Here is a 25,337-nt window from a genome sequence, read left to right as displayed (position 1 = left end):
ACATTATATTAGCAACAAAACCCATCTCTAATATTTTATGTCGGAAATTACTAAGTATACAGAAGACAATATACGTTCGTTAGACTGGAAGGAGCATATCCGCATGCGTCCTGGTATGTATATTGGGAAATTAGGCGATGGTTCTTCTGCAGACGACGGAATTTATATCCTCATAAAGGAAGTACTCGATAACTGTATCGATGAATTCGTTATGGGTGCAGGAAAAACCATTGAAGTTTCTATTCAGGGAAATAAAGTTATTGTACGCGATTATGGACGAGGGATTCCATTAGGAAAAGTGGTAGATGTTGTATCTAAAATGAATACCGGTGGGAAATACGATTCTAGAGCCTTTAAAAAATCGGTTGGTCTAAACGGAGTTGGTACCAAAGCGGTAAATGCTCTTTCCTCTTCTTTTAGAGTCGAATCAAATCGAGATAACAAATCTAAGGCGGCAGAATTTGAGCAAGGAAACCTTGTAAATGAAGAAGAATTAGACGAAACAAGTAGGCGGAGAGGAACAAAAGTTTCCTTTATCCCAGATGATACCATTTTTAAAAACTACAAATTCAGAAATGAATATGTAGAAAAAATGATTCGAAATTATGTATATCTTAATCCAGGGTTAACCATTATTTTTAATGGAGAAAAGTTTTATTCTGAAAATGGATTAAAAGATTTATTGGAAGATACTACCAATAAAGAAGATATGCTGTATCCAATTATTCATTTGCGTGGGGACGATATCGAAGTAGCAATAACTCACAGTAGAACACAGTATAGCGAAGAATATCACTCTTTTGTAAACGGACAAAATACAACCCAAGGTGGAACGCATTTGGCTGCTTTTAGAGAAGCAATTGTTAAAACATTACGCGATTTCTACGGAAAGAATTATGATGCTTCCGATATTAGAAAATCAGTTATTGCTGCTATTTCTATAAAAGTAATGGAGCCCGTTTTTGAAAGTCAGACAAAAACTAAATTAGGTTCTACAGATATGGGAGGCGATTTGCCAACGGTAAGAACCTATATCAACGATTTTGTAGGAACGCATCTTGATAATTTCTTACATAAGAATGCAGAAGTAGCCGATAAAATTCAGCGAAAAATTCTAGCAGCAGAGAGAGAGCGTAAAGAGCTTTCTGGAATTAGAAAACTAGCTAAAGACAGGGCTAAAAAAGCAAGTTTGCACAATAAAAAGCTTCGCGATTGTAGAGTGCATCTGGGTGATACCAAAAACCAACGTTCTTTAGAAACTACTTTGTTTATAACAGAGGGAGATTCCGCTTCGGGATCCATTACCAAATCTAGAGACGTTAATACACAAGCGGTATTTAGCTTACGTGGAAAGCCCTTGAATACCTACGGAATGACTAAAAAAATTGTGTATGAAAATGAGGAGTTTAATTTATTACAAGCGGCATTAAATATAGAAGAGTCAATGGAAGACCTTCGGTATAATAATATTGTAATAGCAACCGATGCCGATGTAGATGGAATGCACATCCGATTGTTGCTAATTACTTTTTTCTTACAGTTTTTTCCTGAATTGATTAAAGAAGGACATTTGTATATTTTGCAAACTCCTTTGTTTAGAGTTCGTAATAAAAAAGAAACCATCTATTGCTATAGTGAGGATGAAAGAAAAGAGGCAATTGAGAAGTTAACTGGGAAACCAGAAATAACTCGATTTAAAGGTTTGGGAGAAATTTCACCAGATGAGTTTCAACATTTCATTGGAGATGATATTCGTTTAGACCCAGTAATGCTTGATAAATCGATGTCGATTGAAAGTTTATTAGAATTTTACATGGGGAAAAACACTCCCGATCGTCAAAAATTCATTATAAATAACCTTCGAGTAGAACTTGATGTAATAGAAGAATAATAGTTAAAAATTAGCTATTTAAAATAATACCCTACTAACCTTTTATGGAAGAGAATACAGAATTAAATCCGGAAGAAAATAACAGTCAAGAAACCATCACTCGTGTTGGCGGAATGTACAAAGATTGGTTTTTGGATTATGCTTCGTATGTAATTTTAGAACGTGCAGTGCCAGCTATTGAAGATGGTTTTAAGCCAGTGCAACGTAGAATTATGCATTCTTTAAAAGAACTAGATGATGGCCGATACAATAAAGTAGCAAACATTGTAGGGCATACCATGCAGTATCACCCGCATGGAGATGCTAGTATTGGAGATGCCATGGTGCAAATTGGTCAAAAAGATTTGCTAATTGATACCCAGGGAAACTGGGGAAATATATTAACGGGAGACAGTGCTGCTGCTTCACGTTATATTGAAGCACGAATTTCTAAATTCGGATTAGAAGTTGTTTACAGTCCGAAAATCACAGAATGGCAACTTAGTTATGACGGCAGGAAGAAGGAACCGATTAATCTTCCTGTAAAATTTCCCTTACTGTTAGCTCAGGGAGCAGAGGGAATTGCTGTAGGATTATCAACAAAAGTATTACCGCATAACTTTATAGAGCTTATAGATGCTTCTATAAAACACCTAAAAGGAAAGAATTTTACGCTATATCCAGATTTTCCAACTGCTGGAATTATGGATATTACCAATTATAATGATGGTTTAAGAGGAGGGAAGATCCGTGTGCGTGCTAGGATTTCTCAATACGATAAAAATACACTGACTATAAGTGAAATTCCTTTTGGAACGAATACTTCTAGTTTGATAGATTCAATTTTAAAAGCAAACGATAAAGGAAAAATCAAAATAAAGAAGATTGAAGATAATACTGCTGCAAATGTTGAGATTTTAGTGCATTTGCCTTCAGGAATTTCTCCAGATAAAACTATTGATGCTCTGTATGCTTTTACAGCTTGCGAATCTTCTATTTCTCCATTGGCTTGTGTTATTGAAGATAATAAACCACTTTTTATAGGAGTCAGTGAAATGTTAAAGCGTTCTACCGATAATACGCTTGATTTACTGAAAAAAGAATTAGAGATTCAACTTCATGAACTGGAAGAGCAGTGGCATTTTGCTTCTTTAGAACGCATCTTTATTGAAAATAGAATTTATCGTGAAATTGAAGAAGAAGAAACTTGGGAAGGTGTAATTAGCGCTATTGACAAAGGACTTCAGCCTCATATAAAACATTTGAAACGTACAATTACTGAAGAAGATATTGTTCGTCTTACTGAGATTCGGATTAAACGTATTTCTAAATTTGATATTGATAAAGCCCAACAAAAAATAGACGCCTTAGAGGGAGATATCGCTACTGTGAAGCATCACTTAGAGCATTTAGTAGATTTTGCTATTGACTATTTTACAAAACTTAAAACTACTTACGGAAAAGGAAGAGAGCGTAAAACCGAGATTCGTATTTTTGACGATATTGAGGCCTCTAAAGTGGTAATTCGGAATACTAAACTTTATCTAAATCGTAAAGAAGGTTTTGTAGGAACATCTCTGAAGAGAGATGAATATGTATGCGATTGTAGTGATATTGATGATATTATCGTTTTTACTGCTACTGGTAAGATGATGGTTACAAAAGTTGACACCAAAACCTTTATTGGAAAAGATATTATTCATGTAGCTGTTTTTAAGAAAAAAGATAAGAGAACTATATATAATCTCATCTATAAAGATGGAAAAGGCGGGGCTACGTATGTAAAACGCTTTTTTGTATCGAGTATTACTAGAGATAAGGAGTACGATCTAACAAACGGAAAACCAGGTTCTTTTGTCCATTATTTCTCTGCAAATCCAAATGGAGAGGCAGAAGTGGTAACTGTTTTCTTACGTCAGGTGGGAAGTATTAAGAAACTTAAATGGGATCTTGATTTTGCCGATATTATGATTAAAGGTCGAGCTTCTAAAGGAAATATTGTAAGTAAATACGCAGTTAAACGTATCGAACTTAAAGAAAAAGGAGTTTCTACTTTAAAACCGCGTAAGATTTGGTTTGATGAAACGGTACAAAGATTAAATGTTGATGGGCGTGGAGAGCTACTCGGAGCTTTTAAAGGGGAAGATAGGTTGCTTATAATTACTCAAGAAGGAATGGTAAAAACAGTTACTCCAGAATTAACTATGCATTTTGAGAGTAATATTATTGTTTTAGAGAAATGGAATCCTAAAAAACCTATTTCTGCAATTTATTTTAATGGAGAGCGAGAGCTTTATTATATTAAAAGGTTTGTTATTGAAACTGAAGGAAAAGAAGAATCTTTTATTCCAGACAATTCAAATTCGCGTTTAGAAATTGTTTCAACCGATTGGAGGCCTGTTGCCGATATTGAATTTACCAAGGAAAGAGGAAAAGACCGAAAACCTAATTTGGAAGTAGATATAGAAGAGTTTATTGCTGTAAAAGGAATAAATGCTATCGGGAATCAGCTTACAAAAGATAAGGTAAATCAAATTAATTTACTAGAACCTTTACCTTTTGACGAACCAGAAGAGCTGCAGCCAGAAGAAATGGAGGTAAATGATGAGGAAGATGTTTCAGAAGAAAATAACTCAAACGCTAAAGATGATGACGGTCCAACGCTTTTTGATTTTGAATAAATAACAGTTAAAGGAGTTATTTAAAAAACGATTTACATTTAAAATAAAAAGCCAACAAACTCAAAATAATATAGAGTTTGTTGGCTTTTTAGATAGTTTCTTTCTGGACTTTGCAACTTTCTACTTTTTCACTTTTTTCTCAATATGAGAATCAACATACCCAAAAATTAAGTTAATTAAAACCACCAAAATACTGAGCACAGCTAATTCTATATAGAGTCCCGTTGCAGCTAAACAGCCAGCAGCGGCACTACACCAAATAGTTGCTGCAGTAGTTAATCCTTTAATTTTATTTTCTTTTTGGAGAATAACACCTGCTCCCAAAAAACCTATTCCAACTACAACCTGACTAAGAACTCGGGTAGCATCAACTCCAAATTGATGCTCATACTGCAAGGAAATTATTACAAAAACAGCAGCGCCAATAGCAACAAGAGTATTGGTTTTAAGTCCGGCGCTTTTTCCTTTATACTCTCGTTCCAAACCTATTAAAAGCCCAGCAATGGTAGCAGCGCTTATTTTTAAAATAAAATCTGTAACCTTTATATTTTCAATAACTGTCTCTATAAACATCATATAACTAAAATTATTAAAAATATTTTTATCTATGTATTTAAGAAAGAAAGTTTTAAAAATAGAAGCGCATAAAAAAGAGTCATATGTATGCTACTAACAGTAAATATGACTCTTTGTGGGATTAAGGATTTATTTTACTTTACTTTTTTCGCAATACCCTTTTGCTTATTTTTTTTATCTCCTACAGCAGCATATTCAAAAGTGTATGAGTTTTTGCTAGTAGTTAATATTTTCATATGAATAGCTTTTGCGTCGTTCCTAGAAGTTGGATTTATTTTTTTTACAATAAACTCACAATCATTAATCCAACGGACAGAGTTGGTGTCAATTTCATTCTCAAAATAATCAATTTCAAGAGTATCATTTCTAATAAATCTACTTGTTTTCTCTTCTCCGTTTATTGTGTAAGTAAATTCAAATTCTCCAGTTTTGAAATCTTCACATTTTTTTTCTTGCTGATAACAAGATGAAAGGAATATTAAGGAGAATAAGGCAAAAATAGAACGCATCATTTAATCTTTATTTTTATACTCTTCAAAGGTACCGTTTTTATAAAAAACTACGATACGAGCAATTTCATTTTTTTGCTCTTTATGCAAAGGAATAGGGAAGTCTTCTATTTTTTCCTGTTTCTCGTTTGTAACTTGATTTGTGTCCTCAGAAGAAAATAAGTCGGAAGTAGAAGAAGTTAAGTTTTTAGAATTTTCTTCTGTAGGTGGAAAACTTCCTTTTCCATTTAACAACCAATATAACTCTACTTCAGGAAAATTCTCAAGAATTCTCATTATAAAATCCAAACTAGGATTGTTCCTTCCTGAAAGTAAATGAGAAATAGAAGAGCGTTGAACACCTACTTTATCAGCAAAAGCAGAAGCCGATAAATCGTAAAAATCCAATACTTTCTCTAGTCGATTAATAAAATCCTCTTTGTTTACCATTGTAAACTAATGTTTAGTACAATTAATAGTTACAAATGTAAACATAACCGTTGACATAAGCAAATATAAGCACTAGGAAGGCTATTTATTTAATGTTAAACTTCATGTAATAGAGTTTAAATATCTGAAAATAAATAATTTATATTTCTAATTAATAATATATTGAGTAAATGTCTTTATTATGGTTACAGATGTAACTATTCCTATTTATGGCGCATTAAAGTTTGTTTACAAATGTGTATCATTTCAATTTACATTCGTAAACAATTATAATTTTACATTTGTAAACCTTAAATAACAATATGGATTTAATAGAAGACTTTACATCAAATTATACAGCATATATCAATCAAAAAATTAGAGGTCGGTATGTAACTCATAAAATGATTTCTCCTTTATTAGAAGATTATTCAGAAAAGTTTAATGTTGAACAAATAGGTGTTTCAGTATTAAACAACCCTATTCATAAATTAACTATTGGGTCTGGAAAAAATAGAATTTTAATATGGTCTCAAATGCATGGAAATGAATCAACAACTACAAAGGCTTTATTTGATTTCCTAAACTATATAGATACCAATATTGATGTTTTAAATTATATCAATGAGAATTTCACGCTTTGTATAATTCCTATTTTAAATCCAGATGGAGCTTTGGCATACACTCGAATAAATGCTAATGAAATTGATTTAAATAGAGATGCTCAAAATCAATCGCAGCCTGAAAGTAGAATTTTAAGAGCTGTTTTCAATGAATTTAAGCCTGATTATTGCTTTAATTTACATGATCAACGGACTATCTTTAGTGCAGGCAACCATAAGAAATCTGCTACAATATCTTTTTTAACGCCTGCTGAGGATGAAGAAAGAAAAGTAACACAGAATAGGAAGAGAAGTATGGAAGTTATTGTAGCGATGAATAAAATGCTTCAGAAATATATTCCAAAACAAGTAGGGAGATACGACGATGGTTTTAATTTGAACTGCGTTGGAGATACATTTCAATCGCTTGGCGTGCCTACTATTTTATTTGAATCTGGTCATTATCCAAACGATTATATGCGTGAAGAAACACGTAAATACATAGCTTATTCTTTAGTAACTGCTCTCCAATACATTAATCTAACTGAGGTTACAGGAAAGAAACATCATGATTATTTCCATATTCCAGAGAATGAAAAGCTCTTTTATGATATAATTTTAAGAAATTTTCCAATTGCTACTAAAGAAGAAACTGAATTTAAGGATGTCGCAATTTTCTTTAAGGAAACGTTAATAAATGATAAAATTGAGTTTAAGCCGAGTATTGAACATATCGAGAAGCACCTTCATTACTATGGCCATAAAGAATTAGATATGAGGAATGTGGGAGTTGATCCTGTGCCTATACATGAATTAAATAATAGTTATTTAACAGATTTGCTAAGAAAAATTTAATAAAATCAGGAAATCATTAAAAAAATAATCGGCAAACGATTATGAATAATTCAATTTTTTTTATTTTTTTTGCATATTCTTTAAAGATAATAAAAAACTATGGCGAAATTTAAATTAGACGAGGTAGATCATCAAATTCTAGATATGTTGATTGATAACACCCGAACTCCTTTTACTGATATAGCAAAGAAATTGCTTATTTCAGCGGGGACTGTTCACGTTAGAGTTAAAAAAATGGAAGATGCAGGTATTATTAAAGGCTCTTCTTTAACTCTAGATTACGTAAAACTAGGGTATTCATTTATCGCATATGTTGGAATTTTCTTAGAAAAAACGCATCAAACAAAGTTTGTTTTAGAGCGATTAAATCAGATTCCGTATATAACAGTAGCGCATATTACTACTGGAAAATTCAATATCTTCTGTAAGATTCGTGCTAAAGATACTAAGCATGCAAAAGATATAATTTTTAAAGTAGATGATATTGATGGAGTTTCTAGAACAGAAACTATGATTTCTCTAGAAGAAAGTATTAACGATAAACGTCGATTAATGCATACAATTTTTAACGATTTATAAGATTTCTGTTTTATAACAATAAACTAACCCTCTTAAGCCTTTGTTTTGAGAGGGTTTTTTGTATTTTTACGTAAAACAGAAAATTTTTATGCTAAGAAAACCAAAGATTGACCGATTTAATGAAAGTGTTTTATCAAGATATCAAATCTACAACAGTATTTTTATCACTTTACCATTTGATGAAATAAGTAATACTGGAGTATTATTACCGCTATTTTCTGAAATTTGTGAAAAGGGTTATGAAGAAAATAAAAACCCTACAGAGATAGTTGGTAATTTTTTTAAAAAATATTACGAAAAACCAACCGATACCGAAAAATTTGATCTTCTTTTTAGATTTATTCAATATATAGAAAGGCAAGTTGTGCTTTTTGATGCTATTGAAGATGCTACCTTTCCGGTTGTAAATAATATGGACGGAAGAGGTACGCTTCGGAACATAAAAGAAGAAGCGGAGGCTAAAAACAAAATGCCAGAGCTTAAAGCTTATTTAGAGCATTTTAAAGTGCGACCAGTATTAACAGCGCATCCTACGCAGTTTTACCCAGGTTCTGTATTAGGTATTATAACCGATTTAGCTACCGCAATTAGAGATAACAATTTAAATCTTATTAAAAAGTTACTCGCGCAATTAGGAAAAACTCCTTTCTTTAAAAAAGAAAAGCCTACACCTTTTGATGAGGCTGTGAGTTTGATTTGGTATTTGGAAAATGTGTTCTACCAATCTGCTAGTCAGATTTTTGATTATATCCAAGATAATATTTTTGGAGAAGAGGAATTAAACAACCAAGTATTAAATTTAGGTTTTTGGCCTGGAGGAGATAGGGATGGAAATCCTTTTGTAACTACAGAAATTACTTTAAAAGTAGCTGATAGACTTCGTAGTACAATTCTTAAAAATTATTATCGTGATGTAAGAAGGTTACGTCGTAGAATTACCTTTAAATTTGTAGATAAGCTTATTACTGATTTAGAGTCTAAGCTTTATGAAAACATATTTCTACAAAGTGGGAGAACTACCATTACTGCAGAAGAGACTATGAGTACTCTTTTAGAGATAAGAGAGATTCTGGAAACTAAACATCAGTCGTTATTTGTTGATGAAATAAATGATTTAATTAATAAAATGAAGCTATTCGGCTTTCATTTTGCAACCTTAGATATTCGTCAAGATTCAAGAGTACACCACAACGTATTATCAAATATTGTTGAGGAGTCTTTAGAAATGGGACTTGATATTTTTCCGAAGAATTACAATAAATTATCCGAAGAAAAACAAATCAATGCGCTTAGTAAAATTGTAGGAAAAGTTAATCCTAGTTTGTTTAAACATGAGATGAGTAGAAACACGCTTGAATCTATTTATGCCATGAAAACCATTCAAAGAAATAATGGGGAAATGGGAAGTAATAGATACATTATTAGTAATAATGGTAGTGTGTTAAATGTAATGGAGGCGTTTGCTATGATTCGTATGTGCGATTGGGAGCAGCCAACTACCGATGTTGTACCGTTATTTGAAACTGTTGAGGATTTAGAAGATGCGCATAATGTTATGGAGACGCTTTATAAGAACAAGGCGTATGCAGAACATTTAAAACGTAGAGGGAATAAGCAAACTATTATGCTTGGTTTCTCTGATGGAACAAAAGATGGAGGTTATTTAATGGCTAACTGGGGAATTTACAGAGCTAAAGAAGCCTTATCTGCTATATCTCGTAAATACGGTATTAAAGTTGTCTTTTTTGATGGTAGAGGAGGACCACCAGCACGTGGAGGTGGTAAAACGCATCAGTTTTATGCTTCATTAGGACCTACAATTGAAAATGAAGAAGTTCAGCTTACTATCCAAGGTCAGACTATTAGTTCTAATTTTGGAACTCCAGAATCTTGCCAGTATAACTTAGAGCAATTATTAAGTTCTGGGATTGCAAATAATGTTTTTGCTAATGAAAAAGATAGATTAGGGAAAGAAGATAGGGATACAATGGATAGATTAGCTAAAATTAGCTATAAAGCATATGTAGATTTTAAAAATCATCCTAAATTCTTGCCTTATTTAGAGCGTATGAGTACGCTAAAATATTATGCAAAAACAAATATTGGAAGTAGACCTTCAAAAAGAGGAGGGGGCGATAAATTAGTTTTTTCTGATTTAAGAGCAATTCCTTTTGTAGGAAGTTGGAGTCAGTTAAAACAAAATGTACCAGGATTTTATGGGGTAGGTGTTGCTATCCAAGAGTTTGTAGACAACAATGAATTTGATAAAGTACAATCGCTATACCAAAACTCTACTTTCTTTAGAACTTTGCTAGAAAATAGTATGATGAGTTTAACTAAGTCTTTCTTTAAGCTTACTGCCTATATGCAAGATGATAAAGAGTTTGGAGCTTTTTGGAAGATTATACATGAAGAATATGAAAGAAGTAAGGCTATGCTGCTTAAATTAACAGGATATTCCGAGTTAATGGAAGATACGCGCTCTATGAAAGCTTCAATTCAAGTAAGAGAGAAAATAGTGTTGCCTTTATTAACAATTCAGCAATTTGCTCTTAGACAAATTCAAGAGTTAAATGCTTCTAAAAAAGAGGTAGATCCAGAGCTTATGGAAACTTATGAGCGTATGGTTACTCGCTCTTTATTTGGGAATATAAATGCTGCCAGAAACTCAGCATAAGTATTTAAAAATAGCTAATTTAAAGCTGTTAAGTAATCTTTTGTAGATTATTTAACAGCTTTTTCCTTATATAAAAGATATCTTTAAAATAGCTATTACTCCAATTTAATTTTAAATGAAAATAAAAACTAGCATTAAAATTTTAAAAGATACTTTTTCTAGATGGTTGGACTTAGACCCATTTGCGCAAAGTGCTATTATTGCATACTACACTTTATTTTCTTTACCTTCATTATTATTGATAGTAATTTGGGTGACTAGTATTTTCTTCGGAAGAGAAGCGGTGCAAGGACATATTACTCAGGAGTTCTCAAGTTTAGTAGGGTATGAGCCAGCAAAAGCCATTGAGGGGATGATAAGTAGTGCAAGTATTAATAGCAATTCTGCGGTGAATATGATTATAAGTGGAGGGACATTGATTTTTGGGGCAACAGGAGTTTTTTTTCAATTACAAAAAACACTAAATACTATTTTTGAGGTTAAGGAAGATAATTCTACTTTTAAGAAAATGGTTATAGATAGGCTTATTTCTTTTGGGATGGTAATGGCTATTGGATTTTTATTGATTATCTCTTTAATTGTATCTGCAGGAATTTCAGTGTTTAATAATTACGTTAAAAATTATTATCCAGAAATAGCTTCTCTTATTGTTAGCGGACTTAATTTTTTAGTTTCATTAGTGGTTATAACAATTTTATTTGGAGCTATTTATAGATTTTTACCTCACAAAAGAATTCGTTGGAAAACAGCTTTAATAGGGGCTTCCATAACTACATTATTATTTTTATTAGGGAAAACAGTTATAGGAGTTTACTTTGGGCAAGCAGCGCCTGCATCGGTTTATGGTGGTGCAAGTTCAGTGGTATTAATTTTACTTTGGGTATACTATACGGGACTTATATTTTTTATGGGAGCTGAATTTACAATGGTGTATTCAGAATATAGAATTAATAAAAAAAAGCCTGAAACATCAATAGATGATGTTCAGGCGTAAATTTAATCCCTCATGAACTTATTATAAGAAATTGTCCAACGTCTTTATTAAAAATTAGAAATTTGGACTCAAATTGAATTTTTTGTAAAAAGCATCAAGAACCTCAATTACTTCGTCTTCAGTATCTACTAGCTTAATCAAATCTAAATCTTTTTCACTTATATTGTTATTTGCATTTAGCAAGGTTGTTTTAACCCAGTCCATTAATCCTCCCCAAAAATCGGTTCCAACTAATATAATAGGAAACATTGCTATTTTTTTAGTTTGAATGAGTGTAATAGCCTCAAAAAGCTCGTCTAAAGTTCCAAATCCACCTGGCATAACTACAAATCCTTGAGAATATTTTACAAACATAACTTTACGAACAAAAAAGTAATCAAAATCTAAACTTTTATCACTATCTATGTATGGATTGTCATGTTGCTCAAAGGGGAGTTCTATGTTTAAACCTACAGAGGTTCCACCTGCCAAATGTGCTCCTTTATTACCAGCTTCCATAATTCCAGGGCCACCACCCGTAATTACTCCATAACCAGCCTCTACTATTTTCTTAGCAATATTTTCTGCCAATTGATAATATTTGTGTTCTGGTTTAGTACGAGCAGATCCAAATATAGAAACACAGGGACCTATTTTACTTAATCTCTCATAGCCATTTACAAATTCACTCATGATTTTAAAAATGGCCCATGAATCATTTGTTTTTATCTCATTCCATCCTTTATGATGCTTTTCTTTTCTCATTTTATATTGTGTTTTAATAATCAATAGGTTTATTTACAGTAACTTAAATAGTTTATTTTAATTCTTTCTTTAAGTACTTAGCGGTATGACTTTTTTTATTAGTAACTATTTCTTCTGGAGCTCCAGTGGCAATAACTTTTCCACCACCTTTTCCGCCTTCAGGGCCAATATCTATAATATGATCTACCATTTTAATAACATCTAGATTATGCTCAATTATCAAAACAGTATTTCCTTTGTTAGTTAGTGTATTGAGAACTCCCATCAATACATTAATATCTTCAAAATGTAATCCAGTTGTGGGTTCGTCTAAAATATAAAACGTATTTCCAGTATCTTTTTTAGAAAGTTCTGTAGCCAATTTCACGCGTTGAGCTTCCCCGCCAGAAAGGGTAGTAGACTGCTGTCCTAGTGTAATATAGCCTAACCCTACGTCTTGCAATGTTGCTATTTTACGGTGTATCTTTGGGATGTTTGCAAAAAACTCCACAGCTTCATTAATAGTCATTTCTAAAACATCGGCAATCGACTTTCCTTTATATCTAATTTCTAAGGTCTCTCTATTGAATCGTTTTCCATTACAAGTTTCACATGATACTGTTACATCTGGCAAAAAATTCATTTCAATAACTCTCACTCCGGCACCTTGACAGGTCTCACATCTTCCTCCTTTTACATTAAAGCTAAATCTTCCAGGCTTATAACCGCGAATCATAGCTTCTGGGGTTTGTGTAAATAGTGTTCTAATTTCACTAAAAACACCAGTATACGTAGCAGGGTTGGAGCGAGGGGTTCTCCCTATTGGAGATTGATTAATATCTATTACCTTATCTATATGCTCTAAGCCTTTGATGCTTTTGTAAGGCATGGGGATTTTTACAGCATTAAAAAAGTGTTCATTTAAAATAGGATATAAGGTCTCGTTAATTAATGTAGATTTTCCGCTTCCAGAAACTCCCGTAACTCCAATCATTTTTCCTAAAGGAAACTCAACATTGATGTTCTTTAAATTATTTCCAGAACATCCTTTTAAAACAATAGATTTTCCATTGCCTTTTCTTCGTTTTTCAGGAATTTCAATTTCTTTCTTTCCTGTGATGTAATCTGCTGTAAGGGTATTGTATTTCTTTAATCCTGATGGAGGTCCTTCAGAAATTATTTCACCGCCTAACTTTCCTGCTTTTGGACCGATATCGATAACATGATCTGCACGTTCAATCATATCTTTATCGTGCTCCACCACAATCACAGAATTCCCAATATCTCTTAAAGATTCTAAAGATTTTATGAGTCGGTCGTTATCTCTTTGATGTAATCCAATACTCGGCTCGTCTAAAATATACAAAACACCAACAAGTTGCGAACCTATCTGTGTGGCTAAACGAATTCGTTGTGCTTCCCCACCAGAAAGCGACTTTGAACTTCTGCTTAGCGATAAATAATTAAGACCAACATCTAAAAGAAAATCAATTCTTGCCGTAATCTCTTTAAGAATTTCCTCTCCAATTTTTAACTGCTTTTCTGAAAGTTGCTTTGGTAAATCTTTAAAGAAAGAAGCTAATTCAATCATATCTAAAGCAGATAATTCAGCTATATTTTTTTCATTCACCATAAAATACAACGACTCCCTTCTTAGTCTGCTTCCATCACAAGTAGGGCAATTTACTTTATCCATAAATCCTTTTGCCCAGCGACGGATAGAGGTAGACTGACTCTCTTCAAACTGATTTTTTATAAAGCTAATAATCCCTTCAAAATCAATTTTGTAATCTCTGGTAATTCCTAATGTTTTAGATTCTACAGAGAATTTTTCATTCCCTCCATTAAGAATCATTTCCATTGCTTCGGCAGGGATTTTCTTAATTGGATCTGTGAGTTCAAAATCGTAACGTTGTGCTATAACTTCTAACTGCTTGAAAATCCAAGATTTTTTATATTCTCCTAAGGGAGCAATCCCGCCAGCTTTAATGCTTAAAGCATCATTAGGAATAATTTTTTCAAAGTTTACTTCATATATCTTCCCTAAGCCACTGCAAGTAGGGCACATTCCTTTAGGGGAATTGAATGAAAATGTATTAGGCTCTGGATTAGGGTATGAAATTCCAGAAGTAGGACACATTAAATTTCGACTAAAAAAACGGGCTTCCTCAGTATCATGATCTATTATCATTAACACATCATCTCCATGATACATGGCGGTATTAATACTCTCAGAAAGGCGTTTAGAGGTATTTTCATTATCATCAATTTGCATTCTATCGATGACGGTTTCTATATCATGATTTTTATAACGGTCAACTTTCATTCCTTTGGTGAGGTCTAAAATTTCTCCGTCAACCCGTACTTTTACAAAACCTTGTTTAGAAATCTGCTCGAATAATTCCCTATAATGTCCTTTTCTACTTCTAACTACTGGTGCAAGAATATTGATCCGCTTACCATTATACTCGCTTATAATAAGGTCTTTTATCTGCTCGTCGCTATAACTCACCATTTTTTCACCAGTATTGTAGCTATAAGCATCTGCAGCACGGGCAAATAATAAACGTAAGAAATCGTATATCTCAGTAATAGTCCCAACGGTAGAGCGTGGCGACTTAGAAGTAGTTTTTTGTTCAATAGCGATAACAGGGGAGAGTCCGTCAATTTTATCGACATCGGGACGCTCTAATCCTCCAAGAAATTGACGTGCATATGCTGAAAATGTTTCAATATATCGACGTTGACCTTCGGCATAAATAGTATCAAAAGCTAAGGATGATTTCCCACTTCCTGAAAGTCCGGTTATAACTACCAATTTTTCTCTTGGAATTGTTACATCTATATTTTTAAGGTTATGGACTCTAGCGCCTTTAACCTCTATGTTTTCTTCAAAATTTGTCATATAAAACGCAAAACTACAAAGTTACGATTTTAAGTGTTAAAAGGGAAGAAGATGGAGTTTTGAATTTAATAATTAAGTTATTGGTTTGTCAAGCCGTAAAATTCCTTAAAATAATCCCGTCATTTCGACTGAAATGAGAAATCACACCCACAAAATAACAGAGATTTGATTGTTCTGAGTTTGTCGTATTCATACAGAAAAATCGATTAAGAAAAATTTTCTTATTGATAGCTAGGGTGTTCAATTCAAATTGCTTTCGATAATGAGATGTCTCCCGCTGGTCGACATGACTGCGTTGCTTTAGTCATTTCGACTGAAAAGGAGAAATCGCACCAACAGAATTACAGAGATTTGATTGCTTTGGATTCTGTTATGTTCTTATAGAAAAATCTATAAAGAAAACTTTTCTTATTAACGCTTAAACTGTTCTATCCATGGTGCGTTTGATAATGAGATGTCTCCCGTTGGTCGACATGACTACGGTGCTTTAGTCATTTCGACTGAAAAGAGAAATCACATCAACAAAATAATAGAGATTTGATTGTTCAGAGTTTGTCAATTTTTAGAGGAAAATCTATAAAAAAAGGCTTCCTTATTGATAACTAGGGTGTTCAATTCAAATTGCTTTCGATAATGAGATGTCTCCCGCTGGTCGACATGACTGCGATCTTTTTTCTGTATTAAGGTGCCTTCCTTTGAGCGGCATGAGGTGGAGTTTAATTATACGCTTTTAAATCTCCCATTTCTAATTCTAGAAACAAAAAATCGTGTTTTGAGGGTAGGTAAGTAGTGGTTTCCATTACTTTCCACTCATCCCATGAAGCTTCGAGTCCGCCAATTGGAATAATGCTAACCCACATTTTAAAGCTTTGTGGAAATCCAGCATCCGTTAATTTCCATAAATAGGAATCGCCTGGAGTATCCCCTCCTTGTGTATAGGTTACTAAAAGAGCTCCTTTTCCGTCATCAAGTGTTACAAAACTCCTTTTTGTTCCTTTATCTCTTATCTTAAAAGGAGCTACTAACCAAAAAGAATCGTTATTAAAATACTTTACTGCGGTATCTATTAATTCTTGCTTTGGGTCTGTATGCATTTTAACTCCATCAATATAAACTTCACTTTTACTGTAATTATTCAAGTTAAGTTTAACAAGATAATTATCCCATTTTACATCGGCTAATTTCTTCTCTTTATCCCATTTGTAAAAGTGCTTTCCTGCAAAAGACCATTCAATAAAACGGGTTTTTGTATAATTGGTGTAATTTATAGATTTCAGCATTTTATCGGCTAAAGCTTCCGCTTGCGGGCCTTCCTTTCCTTGCGGTAAAGGTTCGTTGTATACAAAATATACAACCGCAGAAATTGTTATCAGTAATAACAATAGTATTACTAAAAACTTTACTATTTTTTTTATGATTCTCATTTGTATGGTTTTTAAAATCCTATTGCAGTATCGTCTCCTCTTTTGTCTGCACCAGCCTCCAATCTCCCGTCAGGAAGAACTAAAACAGCATCTACAAGTCCAATAATTCTAGCATTAGATTCGTTAATAAAATATCCTAAATCCTTAAGCTCTTTAATAGTTTCTTTATCAAAGCTATTTGGTTCCATCCTAATTTCGTCTGGCAACCATTGATGATGAAAACGTGGTGCATTTACCGCCTCTTGCATTCCCATTTCATATTCTTCCACATTTAAAATAGTTTGCAACACTGAAGTGATAATAGTAGAACCTCCAGGAGTTCCTAAAACCATGAGTAATTTACCATTTTTTTCAACAATAGTAGGAGTCATGCTGCTTAACATTCTCTTTTCTGGCATAATACTGTTTGCTTCTCCACCAATAAGCCCAAACATATTAGGGACTCCTGGTTTGGAGCTAAAATCATCCATTTCATTATTGAAGAAAAAACCTAATTCCTCAGAATACAACTTAGCACCATACGCACCATTTAAGGTAGTGGTTACCGATACTGCATTCCCAAACTGATCCACAATAGAGAAGTGCGTAGTTTGATCGCTTTCAATAATTTCGACATTTCCGTGTGATACCTCTTCAGAAGGAGTAGCTTTTTCATAAGAAAAAGAATTCATTCTATCATTTAAATATGTCGAGCTTGTTATTTCTAATTCAGGGATTTGCGTAAAGTCTGGATCTCCTAAAAAATAAGCTCTATCGGCATAGGCTCGTCTTTCTGCTTCTGTGATTAACTGTATTGCTTTAACCGAGTTATGATTAGAATCTAAACCTTTACTTTCAATCATTTTCATTATTTGAGCCAAGGTAATTCCGCCACTGCTTGGTGGTCCCATAGAAATAACATTTATATTTTTATAAGAAAATTCTACTGGCTTTCTCCAAACAGCTTGATACTTTTCTAAATCTTCTAGAGTAATAACACCTCCATTTTTTTGAAGGAAATCTACTATTTTTTCTGCTACTTCACCTTTATAAAACCCGTCCTTACCTTTTTCCTTTATAACTTCTAATGTTTTTGCTAATTCTATATATTTAATAGAATCTTTAGCAGAAAAATTTTTTGCAAACAATACAGTATCACTACTTATTTTAGTGATTGACTCTTTATAATGTTCCAATCTTCGAGCTTGTTTTTCGGTGACTAAAACACCTTTTTTAGCAAGATCGATAGCTGGTTGAATAAGTTGCTCCATAGGAAGCGAACCAAACTTTTTATGAATTTCAAAAATACCAGCTACGGTTCCAGGTACTCCAACTGCTGTAGCTCCTTCTGTACTTTTTCCTTCAATTACATTTCCTAAAGAATCTAAATACATATTTTTAGTAGCTGTCAAAGGAGCTTTTTCTCTAAAATCAAGAGTTCCTGTAGTACCATCATTAAGTCTGTAAACCATAAATCCGCCGCCACCAATATTTCCTGCAAAAGGGAAAGCTACTGCTAGCGCAAATTTGGTAGCAATCATGGCGTCAAAGGCGTTTCCGCCCTGTTTTAGAATATCCGTTCCTATTTGAGAAGCTTCCACTCGTGCTGAAACTACCATCCCATTTTTTGCAATTAACCCTTTAACTGCTGATTTCCTTTCTTTACACCCTATAATGAGTAAAAAGGAGATGAAGAGTAATTTTTTTATCATATCTAATTATAAAGATTTAAGCTTATGAGCTGAAAACACTCGTAATTCCTCAAAAAAAGAAGTAAATTCAGCTTCAAATTCATCGTAATATTCTTGTAAATCCTGAATAGCAAAATTCATTTTCGATTTATTTTTAGTTCGCCTATTCATTCCATCAAGCACTTTTGAAATACCTTCTAATTTAGCATAATTTAGCAACCAATTATCAGCAATCATATAAGGCATTAATTTTTTTATATTCATAGGAAGAATCTCATAGTGTTCGCCTAATAAATCATAAAAATTATCAACATAAATAGTTAAGGGTATATCAGAATAGCTACTCCAATTTTTAGCTAAAAAATGGTCGTAAAAAATATCTACAATAACCCCGCTATAGTGACTGTAATTTTTATGCAATTTTTTAGTACTTAATCTCACCGTAGGATGCGCATCGGTGTAAGTGTCTATTTCTCGATGTAATAAAATTCCTTTTTTATACCCTTCAGGATACTTTAAATATTGTTTCCCACGAATACTATCGGCCATAAAGTTTCCGATTTTAACCTCAGGGTTTTCTCCTGATAAATAAATGTGTGCTAAAAAGTTCATTTTCTAAATTTACAAATTCAGCGTATATAAAAGCAGTAACGAGTGTAATTTTATAAAAAGTAATCTGTAAGAAATTATTTTAAAATAGAAGACGTATTTGTATAGTATTGAAATATAGTTAATTAAACTTGAAACCCCTATAACTTGTGTTCAGCTTCATTCTAATAACTTAACTTTAATCAACTTAAAACCTTCAAAAAACTTCTATATTTGTTGAAAATCGAAACTTTGACGTTGTTTGTGCCTCAATCAGCGTTTTATATAGAAATAAAAAGCAATAAACTACATGACATTAATAAAATCAATTTCAGGAATCCGTGGTACCATAGGGGGGAGTTCAGGAGAAAATCTAACTCCTTTGGATGCAGTAAAGTTTGCATCTGCTTATGGAACATGGTTAAAATCGCAATCAGATAAAAAAGAACTCACTGTTGTAATTGGAAGAGATGCTCGTATTTCTGGAGAAATGATTCAGAATTTAGTTTCTTCTTCTCTTATTGGATTAGGAATTAATGTGATCGATTTAGGACTTTCTACCACTCCAACTGTAGAAATTGCAGTTCCTTTAGAAAAAGCAGACGGAGGTATTATTTTAACTGCTAGTCATAATCCAAAGCAATGGAATGCATTAAAACTCCTTAATAATAAAGGAGAGTTCTTGAGTGGAGATGATGGAAAAGAAATTTTAGAAATTGCTGAAGCGGAAGATTTTAATTTTGCTGAAGTAGATGATTTAGGGGAGATTATTGTAAACGATTCCTATGTAGACATCCATATTGATGAAGTATTGGATTTACCTTTAGTAGATGCTGAAAAAATTAAAGCAGCTAAATTCAAAGTAGTTGTTGATGGCGTAAATTCTTCTGGAGGAGTTGTTATTCCTAAGTTGTTAAAAGAACTAGGAGTAGAGGTTGTAGAATTATACTGCGAGCCTAATGGGCATTTTCCTCATAATCCAGAACCTTTAAAAGAACACCTTACAGATATTTGTGAGTTGGTTGTAAAAGAAAAAGCCGATTTAGGAATTGTAGTAGATCCAGATGTAGATAGATTGGCATTTATTAGTAATGACGGTGAAATGTTTGGGGAAGAGTATACTTTAGTAGCCTGTGCCGATTATGTGCTTGGAAAAACTAAAGGAAATACTGTTTCCAATATGTCGTCTTCTAGAGCTTTGCGAGATATAACTGAAAAGCACGGTGGAACTTATGAAGCTTCTGCAGTAGGAGAGGTAAATGTTGTTACTTTGATGAAAAATAACAATGCTATTATTGGAGGTGAAGGAAATGGCGGAATTATTTATCCTGAGAGCCATTATGGTCGTGATGCATTGGTAGGAGTAGCTTTGTTTTTAACTCATTTAGCTGAAAAAGGAATTTCTGTAAAAGAATTAAGAGCCAGTTACCCTTCATATTTTATGAGTAAAAAGAAAATAGCATTAACACCAGAATTAGATGTGGATGTTATTTTAGAAACTATGGAAAAAAGATATTCAGAAGAGAATATTACTACCGTTGATGGAGTAAAAATAGATTTTCCAGAAAACTGGGTGCATTTAAGAAAATCGAATACCGAACCTATTATAAGAATTTACACAGAAGCAAAATCACAACAAGAAGCCGATACGCTTGCCGATAAATTTATTGCGGAAATTAGTGATGTAGCAGGATTGTAGGAAAGCCAAGCTATTTTTTTTAAAAATTAAAAGGCTCATAAACTGATTTGTTTATGAGCCTTTTTTATGAACTTATTTATTTTTTTGTTTTTAATTTGTAGAGAAACTCCAGATATTTCCAATTGTAACTCCACCTTTATGATCTTTTACAACTATTTTCCAATAATATTTTGTTTTGGGTTGTAAAGTAGCTAGATAATTATTTTGAGAAGCAGATTCTATTATTAATGGTAGCGCTTCTGGATCAGTACCAAAATACATATCATATAAAATGACATCATTATCAGGGTCTGTTGCCTGCCATTGTATGCTTACAGAACTTTTAGAAATAACAATGTTGTTTGCAGGAGTAATAATTGTTGGTTGATTTGGAACCTGATTAACTTCTGCATCACGTTCTGTAAAAAATCGGGAAGCTTTTGTATAACTACTTTCCGCTTCTTTGCTATCTATTGCTTTTACTCTCCAATAAAAAGTTTTCCCTTTTGGTAAATTATATTTCTTGGATAAGTCTGGTGTTAAATCATTATAATCTGTTTTAGAAAAATCTGAAACATCACTAATTTGTACCTGATAGGTAATTTTATCTCCATCTTTATCGGTTGCTTCTAACCATTTAAAGGTTACATTATTATCAATACAAACTAAATCTTCTGTAGGATAATCTAAATTAGGTAGGGAAGGAGCATTATTTACAGGCTCTGGTGTAGGTTCAGGAACTGGTTCGGGACCATCGTCTGATCCACCGCAAGCAGTTATCAATATTGATATTATTATATATAGGAAATTTAACTTTTTCATTTTTTTACTACTTTTAGGGTTTCTACTTGATCGGAATACACTTTTATAAAATACATTCCGGGGTTTAAAATACTCATATCTATAGTTACTGCATTATTTAAAACAGGATAAGTATTGCCAATAATTACCTTTCCAGAATTATCAATAACCTCTATATGAATATCTTTATTTTTTGATTCCCGTGTAGGCAATGTTATTATAGTCTGATTGATAATTGGGTTTGGATAAATGGAAATTGTTTTATTTGAAATATATTTTTCAATCTTTCCTTCACAAGGAAGACTAGAATATACTTCAACGAGACCTTCTTTTTCAATAATAGCCTCAAACGATCTACTGGAATAAGTGCCAATAGTTCTTCCATTAGAAACAACTCGGAATGGAGATGTTCCTTTTTCGATATAAAATGAAACGCTATTTTTATTGATGGTTTTTTTATTATTAGCGATATCTCCAGTTAATTCTTCAGCCGCTTTTATTTCTATTTCAAAACATTGCTGTGATTCCTCAGATCCTACAATTTTTAAACAAACTAAATACTTACCAGGTATCATATCTTCTACAAAAAGTTCATTTGTAAATTGATATATTTCATCATTTATGGCGGCTTCATAGTTTTGAACTATTATTGGAGTGATTTTTACACTACCATTTCCCTTATTTACACAGGTTTCATTTGTAAATTCTATTTTGTAATTATCTTCATTTACAGAGTATCTTTCATTTGTAATAAAAGTCTTGCCGTTTGATATGTATTCTTCATTATTTATATCAAACTTCAATCTATAAAAATATGTAGTATTCTCTGACAATGCGCTTTTAGGGATGGTAACTTCAACCATATTTCCATCATAATAAAAAGATTCAGATATTGTAGTAATACTATTTCCATATTCAGAAGATAATCCATATTCAAATATTACATTGCTTACATAATTACTTCCTGGATATATATATGCTTTTAATAAAATTGAATGGTCTTCATTTTCTATACTTTCTATTTCAGTAACAGATAAATCTCCTGAATAGTTAAAGGCCTTTATTTCACTATAAACATATTCTTCACCTTGCAAAGCTTTTAATCTATAAAAATAGGTTTGGTTTTTATCCAGTTCACTTATTTCACTATAAACCCAATCACTACTAAACTCCTCATTTAAAGGAATTTCTGAAGGGGTAGCAGCTATGGAATTAGTCATATCTAATGTGGTGCCATATTCAAAAGTAACCTCTTTTAAGTCTTCTTTATACGCATAGACACTAGATTGTAATGTTGCACTATCATCATTATAATAATAGGCATTAAGTTCAAAAATATAATCTGGCTTGGTTTTAATCTCTCTAGTGTTGTAACTAAAAATCTCAATGCCATCTCGAAGAGCTTTAACTTTTACAAAATAGGTTGTGTTTGGTGTTAATTCTGTAAGTTTTGCTTTAACTTGATGTTGGCCTAGCTCAACAGTGCTAAGATCTGCGGGAACGCTATATATTAAAGAATCAGATTTTGTTCCATATATAAACTCAATAGCTGTTAGTTTTTTATTAAAGCTAGTAATTTCAGCTGTTAGTTCTAAAGAAGTATTATCATTTACATAAGAATTACCTATGTAAATTTCATATTCATTTGGAGTAAAAAATGTTCTTATATCACTTTTATATTGAACGCCATTACTTGTTCCTACTAATTGATAATAATAATAAGTGTTTGCTTCTAATCCTTCTAATTCTGCATTTACAGTTTCAGTTTGTAAGGCTTCAACAGTAGTGGTAGAGGCTGGAATTTCATTATCTAAAACTGAATATTCTTTTCCGTATAAAAATTTAATGTCTGTAATCTCATCTGTATTTGAGGTTACATTTCCTTTCATAACAACAGGTTCCTTATCAATATAGTCATGTCGATCTAAAAGAGTAACCTTAACACTATTATAATCAATGCTAGTTTTTCTTATTTGCCCTTTATTTTCTCCAATAAACATGGTGTCTTCAAATAAACTCAGGATAATTTTTTCTGAATAATAATTGTAATTATTATAAATATTCTCCCAAGAATACCCTCCATTTTCAGTTTTGTTAACTTCACCAGAGCTATAAGAATAACCTACATTATTATTATAAAACTTGATTTTGCCACCACTACTATAGTAATTATTGTCATCTATAAGATTCCAATTTTCCCCTCCATCTATTGTTTTATATAAATTGGAATAACCACTTTTAAAATAACCAGTATTTGCATCTACAAAATCGAATGACGAAATTGTTGATTCCCCTTCATATATTGCATTCCATGTAGTTCCTCCATCTGTTGACTTAAATAATCTATTGTTTGAATAATTAGAATCTTCTAATGCATATACGGTTTCAGAATTTATAAATTCTATTTGTTTAAAAGAGATGCTTTCTTGTTTATTCCATGTTTCACCACCATCTGTGGTTTTGTATACTACTTTATTATTCTCTGATGCTCCTCCACTTATTATTCCTATATTTTCATCAATAAAATCAACACTAAATAAGTCATCAAGAAAATTTGTTGTAATACCATTGTCTTTTTTTATCCATGACATACCACCGTCTATGGATTTATAAACAAAATTAGTGGTAATTAAATAGCCTGTAGTTTCACTAAGAAATTTGAAATTTATAACCTCTTGCTCTAAACTACTTTGATATTGCCATGTATCGCCACTATCAATAGTTGTATAAATATCTTTACCCGCTGCAACAAAGGCTGTAGTAGAAGTTAAAAATTGTAGCTGACTAATGGAATTATAAAATGTATACCCTTTCCAGTTTACACCACCGTCTAATGTTTCAAATATTACACCATCCCTTCCAATAACAAAACCATGAGCCTCATCAAAAAAATATAAATCTCGAGGAATAATATTACTTTCTATTTCGGTTATAAACAACCATGATTCTCCACCATCATCTGTTCTATAAATCATTCCATTAGAATCATAGCCATAACCAGTACTTTCATTAATAAAGGATATCGATTCTATATAAACGCTATTATTTACGAGAGTCCAAGAGGTACCACCATCAGTTGTTTTGTATATACCATTACCGTTTGAGACAACACCCGATAAATCATTAAAAAAGTGGATAAAAGCATTAGAATTATAATTATCCATAGCTAATGATTCAGTCCAAGTAGTCCCTCCATCAATTGTTTTATAGACAATACCGTCTCTAAAAACAACGTATCCCGTAAGTGAGTCTATAAAAAATAAATCTTGTATTGAGTTATAGTTATCTGGATTAACACTGTAACTTTCCCAAGTATTACCATTATTTAAAGTTTTATATAAATACCTTTCTCCAGAAATTACAACGGTATTATCATCTACTATATAGACTTTACCAAGATTTTGGCCTGAATTAATATTTATTTTACTCCAATTTACACCCCCGTCAGTTGTTTTTAAAACATACCCATAATCTCCAACAATATAACCTGTAGTGTTTTTAATAGCAATGTCGTTTCCGCTATCAATATTTTGTTTGATATTCCAGGTTTCACCTCCATCATCTGTATGTAATAATTCTTCATTATTTAAAATATAACCATTAGTATCAGAAGAAAAAGTAATTCCTTCTCCATCCAAAATTGTTGGTTTAGGATTTAAAAGTTCCCATGAAGACTGCGCTAGTAGGTAATTTGATGTTAAAAATAAGCTTAGAATGAGTAGTTTTTTTATCATAAGGTTTATTATTAAATAGTATTTCTGCTAATATAGATAAATTACCCTCATGTAGTATATCTT

17 protein-coding genes are annotated in these 25,337 nt (G+C 32.3%); 7 read left to right on the top strand and 10 right to left on the bottom strand.

Annotated features, from left to right (window positions below):
• Positions 1-37: 37 nt before the first annotated feature.
• On the top strand, positions 38-1,891 hold the full coding sequence (locus AC13CQ_RS12480; protein WP_008615022.1) for a DNA topoisomerase IV subunit B: 1,854 nt from the start codon (positions 38-40) through the stop codon (positions 1,889-1,891).
• Between the two features lie 44 nt (positions 1,892-1,935).
• Positions 1,936-4,551 carry a DNA gyrase/topoisomerase IV subunit A gene (locus tag AC13CQ_RS12475; protein ID WP_008615017.1) on the top strand — a complete coding sequence of 872 codons (2,616 nt, stop codon included), beginning with the start codon at positions 1,936-1,938 and terminating at the stop codon, positions 4,549-4,551.
• Positions 4,552-4,671: 120 nt separating this feature from the next.
• Here AC13CQ_RS12475 and AC13CQ_RS12470 read toward each other — a convergent pair whose 3' ends face one another.
• From AC13CQ_RS12470 to AC13CQ_RS12460, 3 genes are all read right to left on the bottom strand, one after another.
• Positions 4,672-5,127 (bottom strand): MgtC/SapB family protein, encoded by a 456-nt coding sequence (locus tag AC13CQ_RS12470; RefSeq protein WP_008615016.1) that lies wholly within the window; start codon positions 5,125-5,127, stop codon positions 4,672-4,674.
• 134 nt (positions 5,128-5,261) lie between these two features.
• Positions 5,262-5,639 carry a hypothetical protein gene (locus tag AC13CQ_RS12465; RefSeq protein WP_008615015.1) on the bottom strand — a complete coding sequence of 126 codons (378 nt, stop codon included), beginning with the start codon at positions 5,637-5,639 and terminating at the stop codon, positions 5,262-5,264.
• Positions 5,640-6,065, bottom strand: a complete 426-nt coding sequence (locus tag AC13CQ_RS12460) for a helix-turn-helix transcriptional regulator (RefSeq protein WP_008615014.1) — start codon at positions 6,063-6,065, stop codon at positions 5,640-5,642.
• A 302-nt stretch (positions 6,066-6,367) separates the two neighbouring features.
• On the opposite strand from AC13CQ_RS12460, the gene AC13CQ_RS12455 reads away from it, so the two are divergent.
• From AC13CQ_RS12455 to AC13CQ_RS12440, 4 genes are all read left to right on the top strand, one after another.
• Positions 6,368-7,501 carry a M14 family metallopeptidase gene (locus tag AC13CQ_RS12455; RefSeq protein ID WP_008615012.1) on the top strand — a complete coding sequence of 378 codons (1,134 nt, stop codon included), beginning with the start codon at positions 6,368-6,370 and terminating at the stop codon, positions 7,499-7,501.
• A 99-nt stretch (positions 7,502-7,600) separates the two neighbouring features.
• Positions 7,601-8,080, top strand: coding sequence for an Lrp/AsnC family transcriptional regulator (locus tag AC13CQ_RS12450; RefSeq protein WP_008615011.1), 480 nt, complete (start codon positions 7,601-7,603; stop codon positions 8,078-8,080).
• Positions 8,081-8,168: 88 nt separating this feature from the next.
• A complete protein-coding gene (locus tag AC13CQ_RS12445) occupies positions 8,169-10,757 on the top strand; it encodes a phosphoenolpyruvate carboxylase (RefSeq protein ID WP_008615010.1) in 2,589 nt (862 codons plus the stop codon).
• 115 nt (positions 10,758-10,872) lie between these two features.
• Positions 10,873-11,751: a YihY/virulence factor BrkB family protein gene (locus AC13CQ_RS12440; protein WP_008615009.1), complete on the top strand. Its 879-nt coding sequence runs from the start codon at positions 10,873-10,875 to the stop codon at positions 11,749-11,751.
• Positions 11,752-11,805: 54 nt separating this feature from the next.
• Here AC13CQ_RS12440 and AC13CQ_RS12435 read toward each other — a convergent pair whose 3' ends face one another.
• The 5 genes from AC13CQ_RS12435 to AC13CQ_RS12415 form a co-directional block, all read right to left on the bottom strand.
• Entirely contained in the window at positions 11,806-12,495 is a 690-nt protein-coding gene (locus AC13CQ_RS12435; protein WP_008615007.1) for an LOG family protein, read from the bottom strand.
• 52 nt (positions 12,496-12,547) lie between these two features.
• Positions 12,548-15,379, bottom strand: a complete 2,832-nt coding sequence (uvrA, locus tag AC13CQ_RS12430) for an excinuclease ABC subunit UvrA (RefSeq protein WP_008615006.1) — start codon at positions 15,377-15,379, stop codon at positions 12,548-12,550.
• A gap of 716 nt (positions 15,380-16,095) precedes the next feature.
• Positions 16,096-16,803: a hypothetical protein gene (locus AC13CQ_RS12425; RefSeq protein ID WP_008615005.1), complete on the bottom strand. Its 708-nt coding sequence runs from the start codon at positions 16,801-16,803 to the stop codon at positions 16,096-16,098.
• Between the two features lie 11 nt (positions 16,804-16,814).
• On the bottom strand, positions 16,815-18,494 hold the full coding sequence (gene ggt, locus AC13CQ_RS12420; protein ID WP_008615003.1) for a gamma-glutamyltransferase: 1,680 nt from the start codon (positions 18,492-18,494) through the stop codon (positions 16,815-16,817).
• A 6-nt stretch (positions 18,495-18,500) separates the two neighbouring features.
• Complete coding sequence (locus tag AC13CQ_RS12415) at positions 18,501-19,085, bottom strand: acyl carrier protein phosphodiesterase (RefSeq protein WP_008615001.1); 585 nt, start codon at positions 19,083-19,085, stop codon at positions 18,501-18,503.
• 286 nt (positions 19,086-19,371) lie between these two features.
• Between AC13CQ_RS12415 and glmM the strand changes: the two genes are divergently transcribed.
• Positions 19,372-20,760, top strand: coding sequence for a phosphoglucosamine mutase (gene glmM / locus AC13CQ_RS12410; RefSeq protein ID WP_008615000.1), 1,389 nt, complete (start codon positions 19,372-19,374; stop codon positions 20,758-20,760).
• Positions 20,761-20,850: 90 nt separating this feature from the next.
• On the opposite strand, the gene AC13CQ_RS12405 is transcribed toward glmM, so the two are convergent.
• On the bottom strand, positions 20,851-21,561 hold the full coding sequence (locus AC13CQ_RS12405) for a fibronectin type III domain-containing protein (RefSeq protein WP_008614997.1): 711 nt from the start codon (positions 21,559-21,561) through the stop codon (positions 20,851-20,853).
• Complete coding sequence (locus AC13CQ_RS12400) at positions 21,558-25,274, bottom strand: YCF48-related protein (protein WP_008614996.1); 3,717 nt, start codon at positions 25,272-25,274, stop codon at positions 21,558-21,560. The genes AC13CQ_RS12405 and AC13CQ_RS12400 overlap by 4 nt, the downstream gene beginning before the upstream one ends.
• Between the last annotated feature and the right edge of the window lie 63 nt (positions 25,275-25,337).

The sequence above is a fragment of the Galbibacter sp. L-19 genome, assembly GCF_056857615.1.
Note: the sequence above shows the minus strand (reverse complement) of the source record. Positions and strands in the feature narration are given on the sequence as shown.

Excerpts from the sequence above, each read along its gene's own strand:
- AC13CQ_RS12480 (WP_008615022.1), top strand. The coding sequence starts at position 38 with ATGTCGGAAATTACTAAGTATACAGAAGACAATATACGTTCGTTAGAC.
- AC13CQ_RS12475 (WP_008615017.1), top strand. The coding sequence starts at position 1,936 with ATGGAAGAGAATACAGAATTAAATCCGGAAGAAAATAACAGTCAAGAA.
- AC13CQ_RS12470 (WP_008615016.1), bottom strand. The coding sequence starts at position 5,127 with ATGATGTTTATAGAGACAGTTATTGAAAATATAAAGGTTACAGATTTT.
- AC13CQ_RS12465 (WP_008615015.1), bottom strand. The coding sequence starts at position 5,639 with ATGATGCGTTCTATTTTTGCCTTATTCTCCTTAATATTCCTTTCATCT.
- AC13CQ_RS12460 (WP_008615014.1), bottom strand. The coding sequence starts at position 6,065 with ATGGTAAACAAAGAGGATTTTATTAATCGACTAGAGAAAGTATTGGAT.
- AC13CQ_RS12455 (WP_008615012.1), top strand. The coding sequence starts at position 6,368 with ATGGATTTAATAGAAGACTTTACATCAAATTATACAGCATATATCAAT.
- AC13CQ_RS12450 (WP_008615011.1), top strand. The coding sequence starts at position 7,601 with ATGGCGAAATTTAAATTAGACGAGGTAGATCATCAAATTCTAGATATG.
- AC13CQ_RS12445 (WP_008615010.1), top strand. The coding sequence starts at position 8,169 with ATGCTAAGAAAACCAAAGATTGACCGATTTAATGAAAGTGTTTTATCA.
- AC13CQ_RS12440 (WP_008615009.1), top strand. The coding sequence starts at position 10,873 with ATGAAAATAAAAACTAGCATTAAAATTTTAAAAGATACTTTTTCTAGA.
- AC13CQ_RS12435 (WP_008615007.1), bottom strand. The coding sequence starts at position 12,495 with ATGAGAAAAGAAAAGCATCATAAAGGATGGAATGAGATAAAAACAAAT.
- uvrA (WP_008615006.1), bottom strand. The coding sequence starts at position 15,379 with ATGACAAATTTTGAAGAAAACATAGAGGTTAAAGGCGCTAGAGTCCAT.
- AC13CQ_RS12425 (WP_008615005.1), bottom strand. The coding sequence starts at position 16,803 with ATGAGAATCATAAAAAAAATAGTAAAGTTTTTAGTAATACTATTGTTA.
- ggt (WP_008615003.1), bottom strand. The coding sequence starts at position 18,494 with ATGATAAAAAAATTACTCTTCATCTCCTTTTTACTCATTATAGGGTGT.
- AC13CQ_RS12415 (WP_008615001.1), bottom strand. The coding sequence starts at position 19,085 with ATGAACTTTTTAGCACACATTTATTTATCAGGAGAAAACCCTGAGGTT.
- glmM (WP_008615000.1), top strand. The coding sequence starts at position 19,372 with ATGACATTAATAAAATCAATTTCAGGAATCCGTGGTACCATAGGGGGG.
- AC13CQ_RS12405 (WP_008614997.1), bottom strand. The coding sequence starts at position 21,561 with ATGAAAAAGTTAAATTTCCTATATATAATAATATCAATATTGATAACT.
- AC13CQ_RS12400 (WP_008614996.1), bottom strand. The coding sequence starts at position 25,274 with ATGATAAAAAAACTACTCATTCTAAGCTTATTTTTAACATCAAATTAC.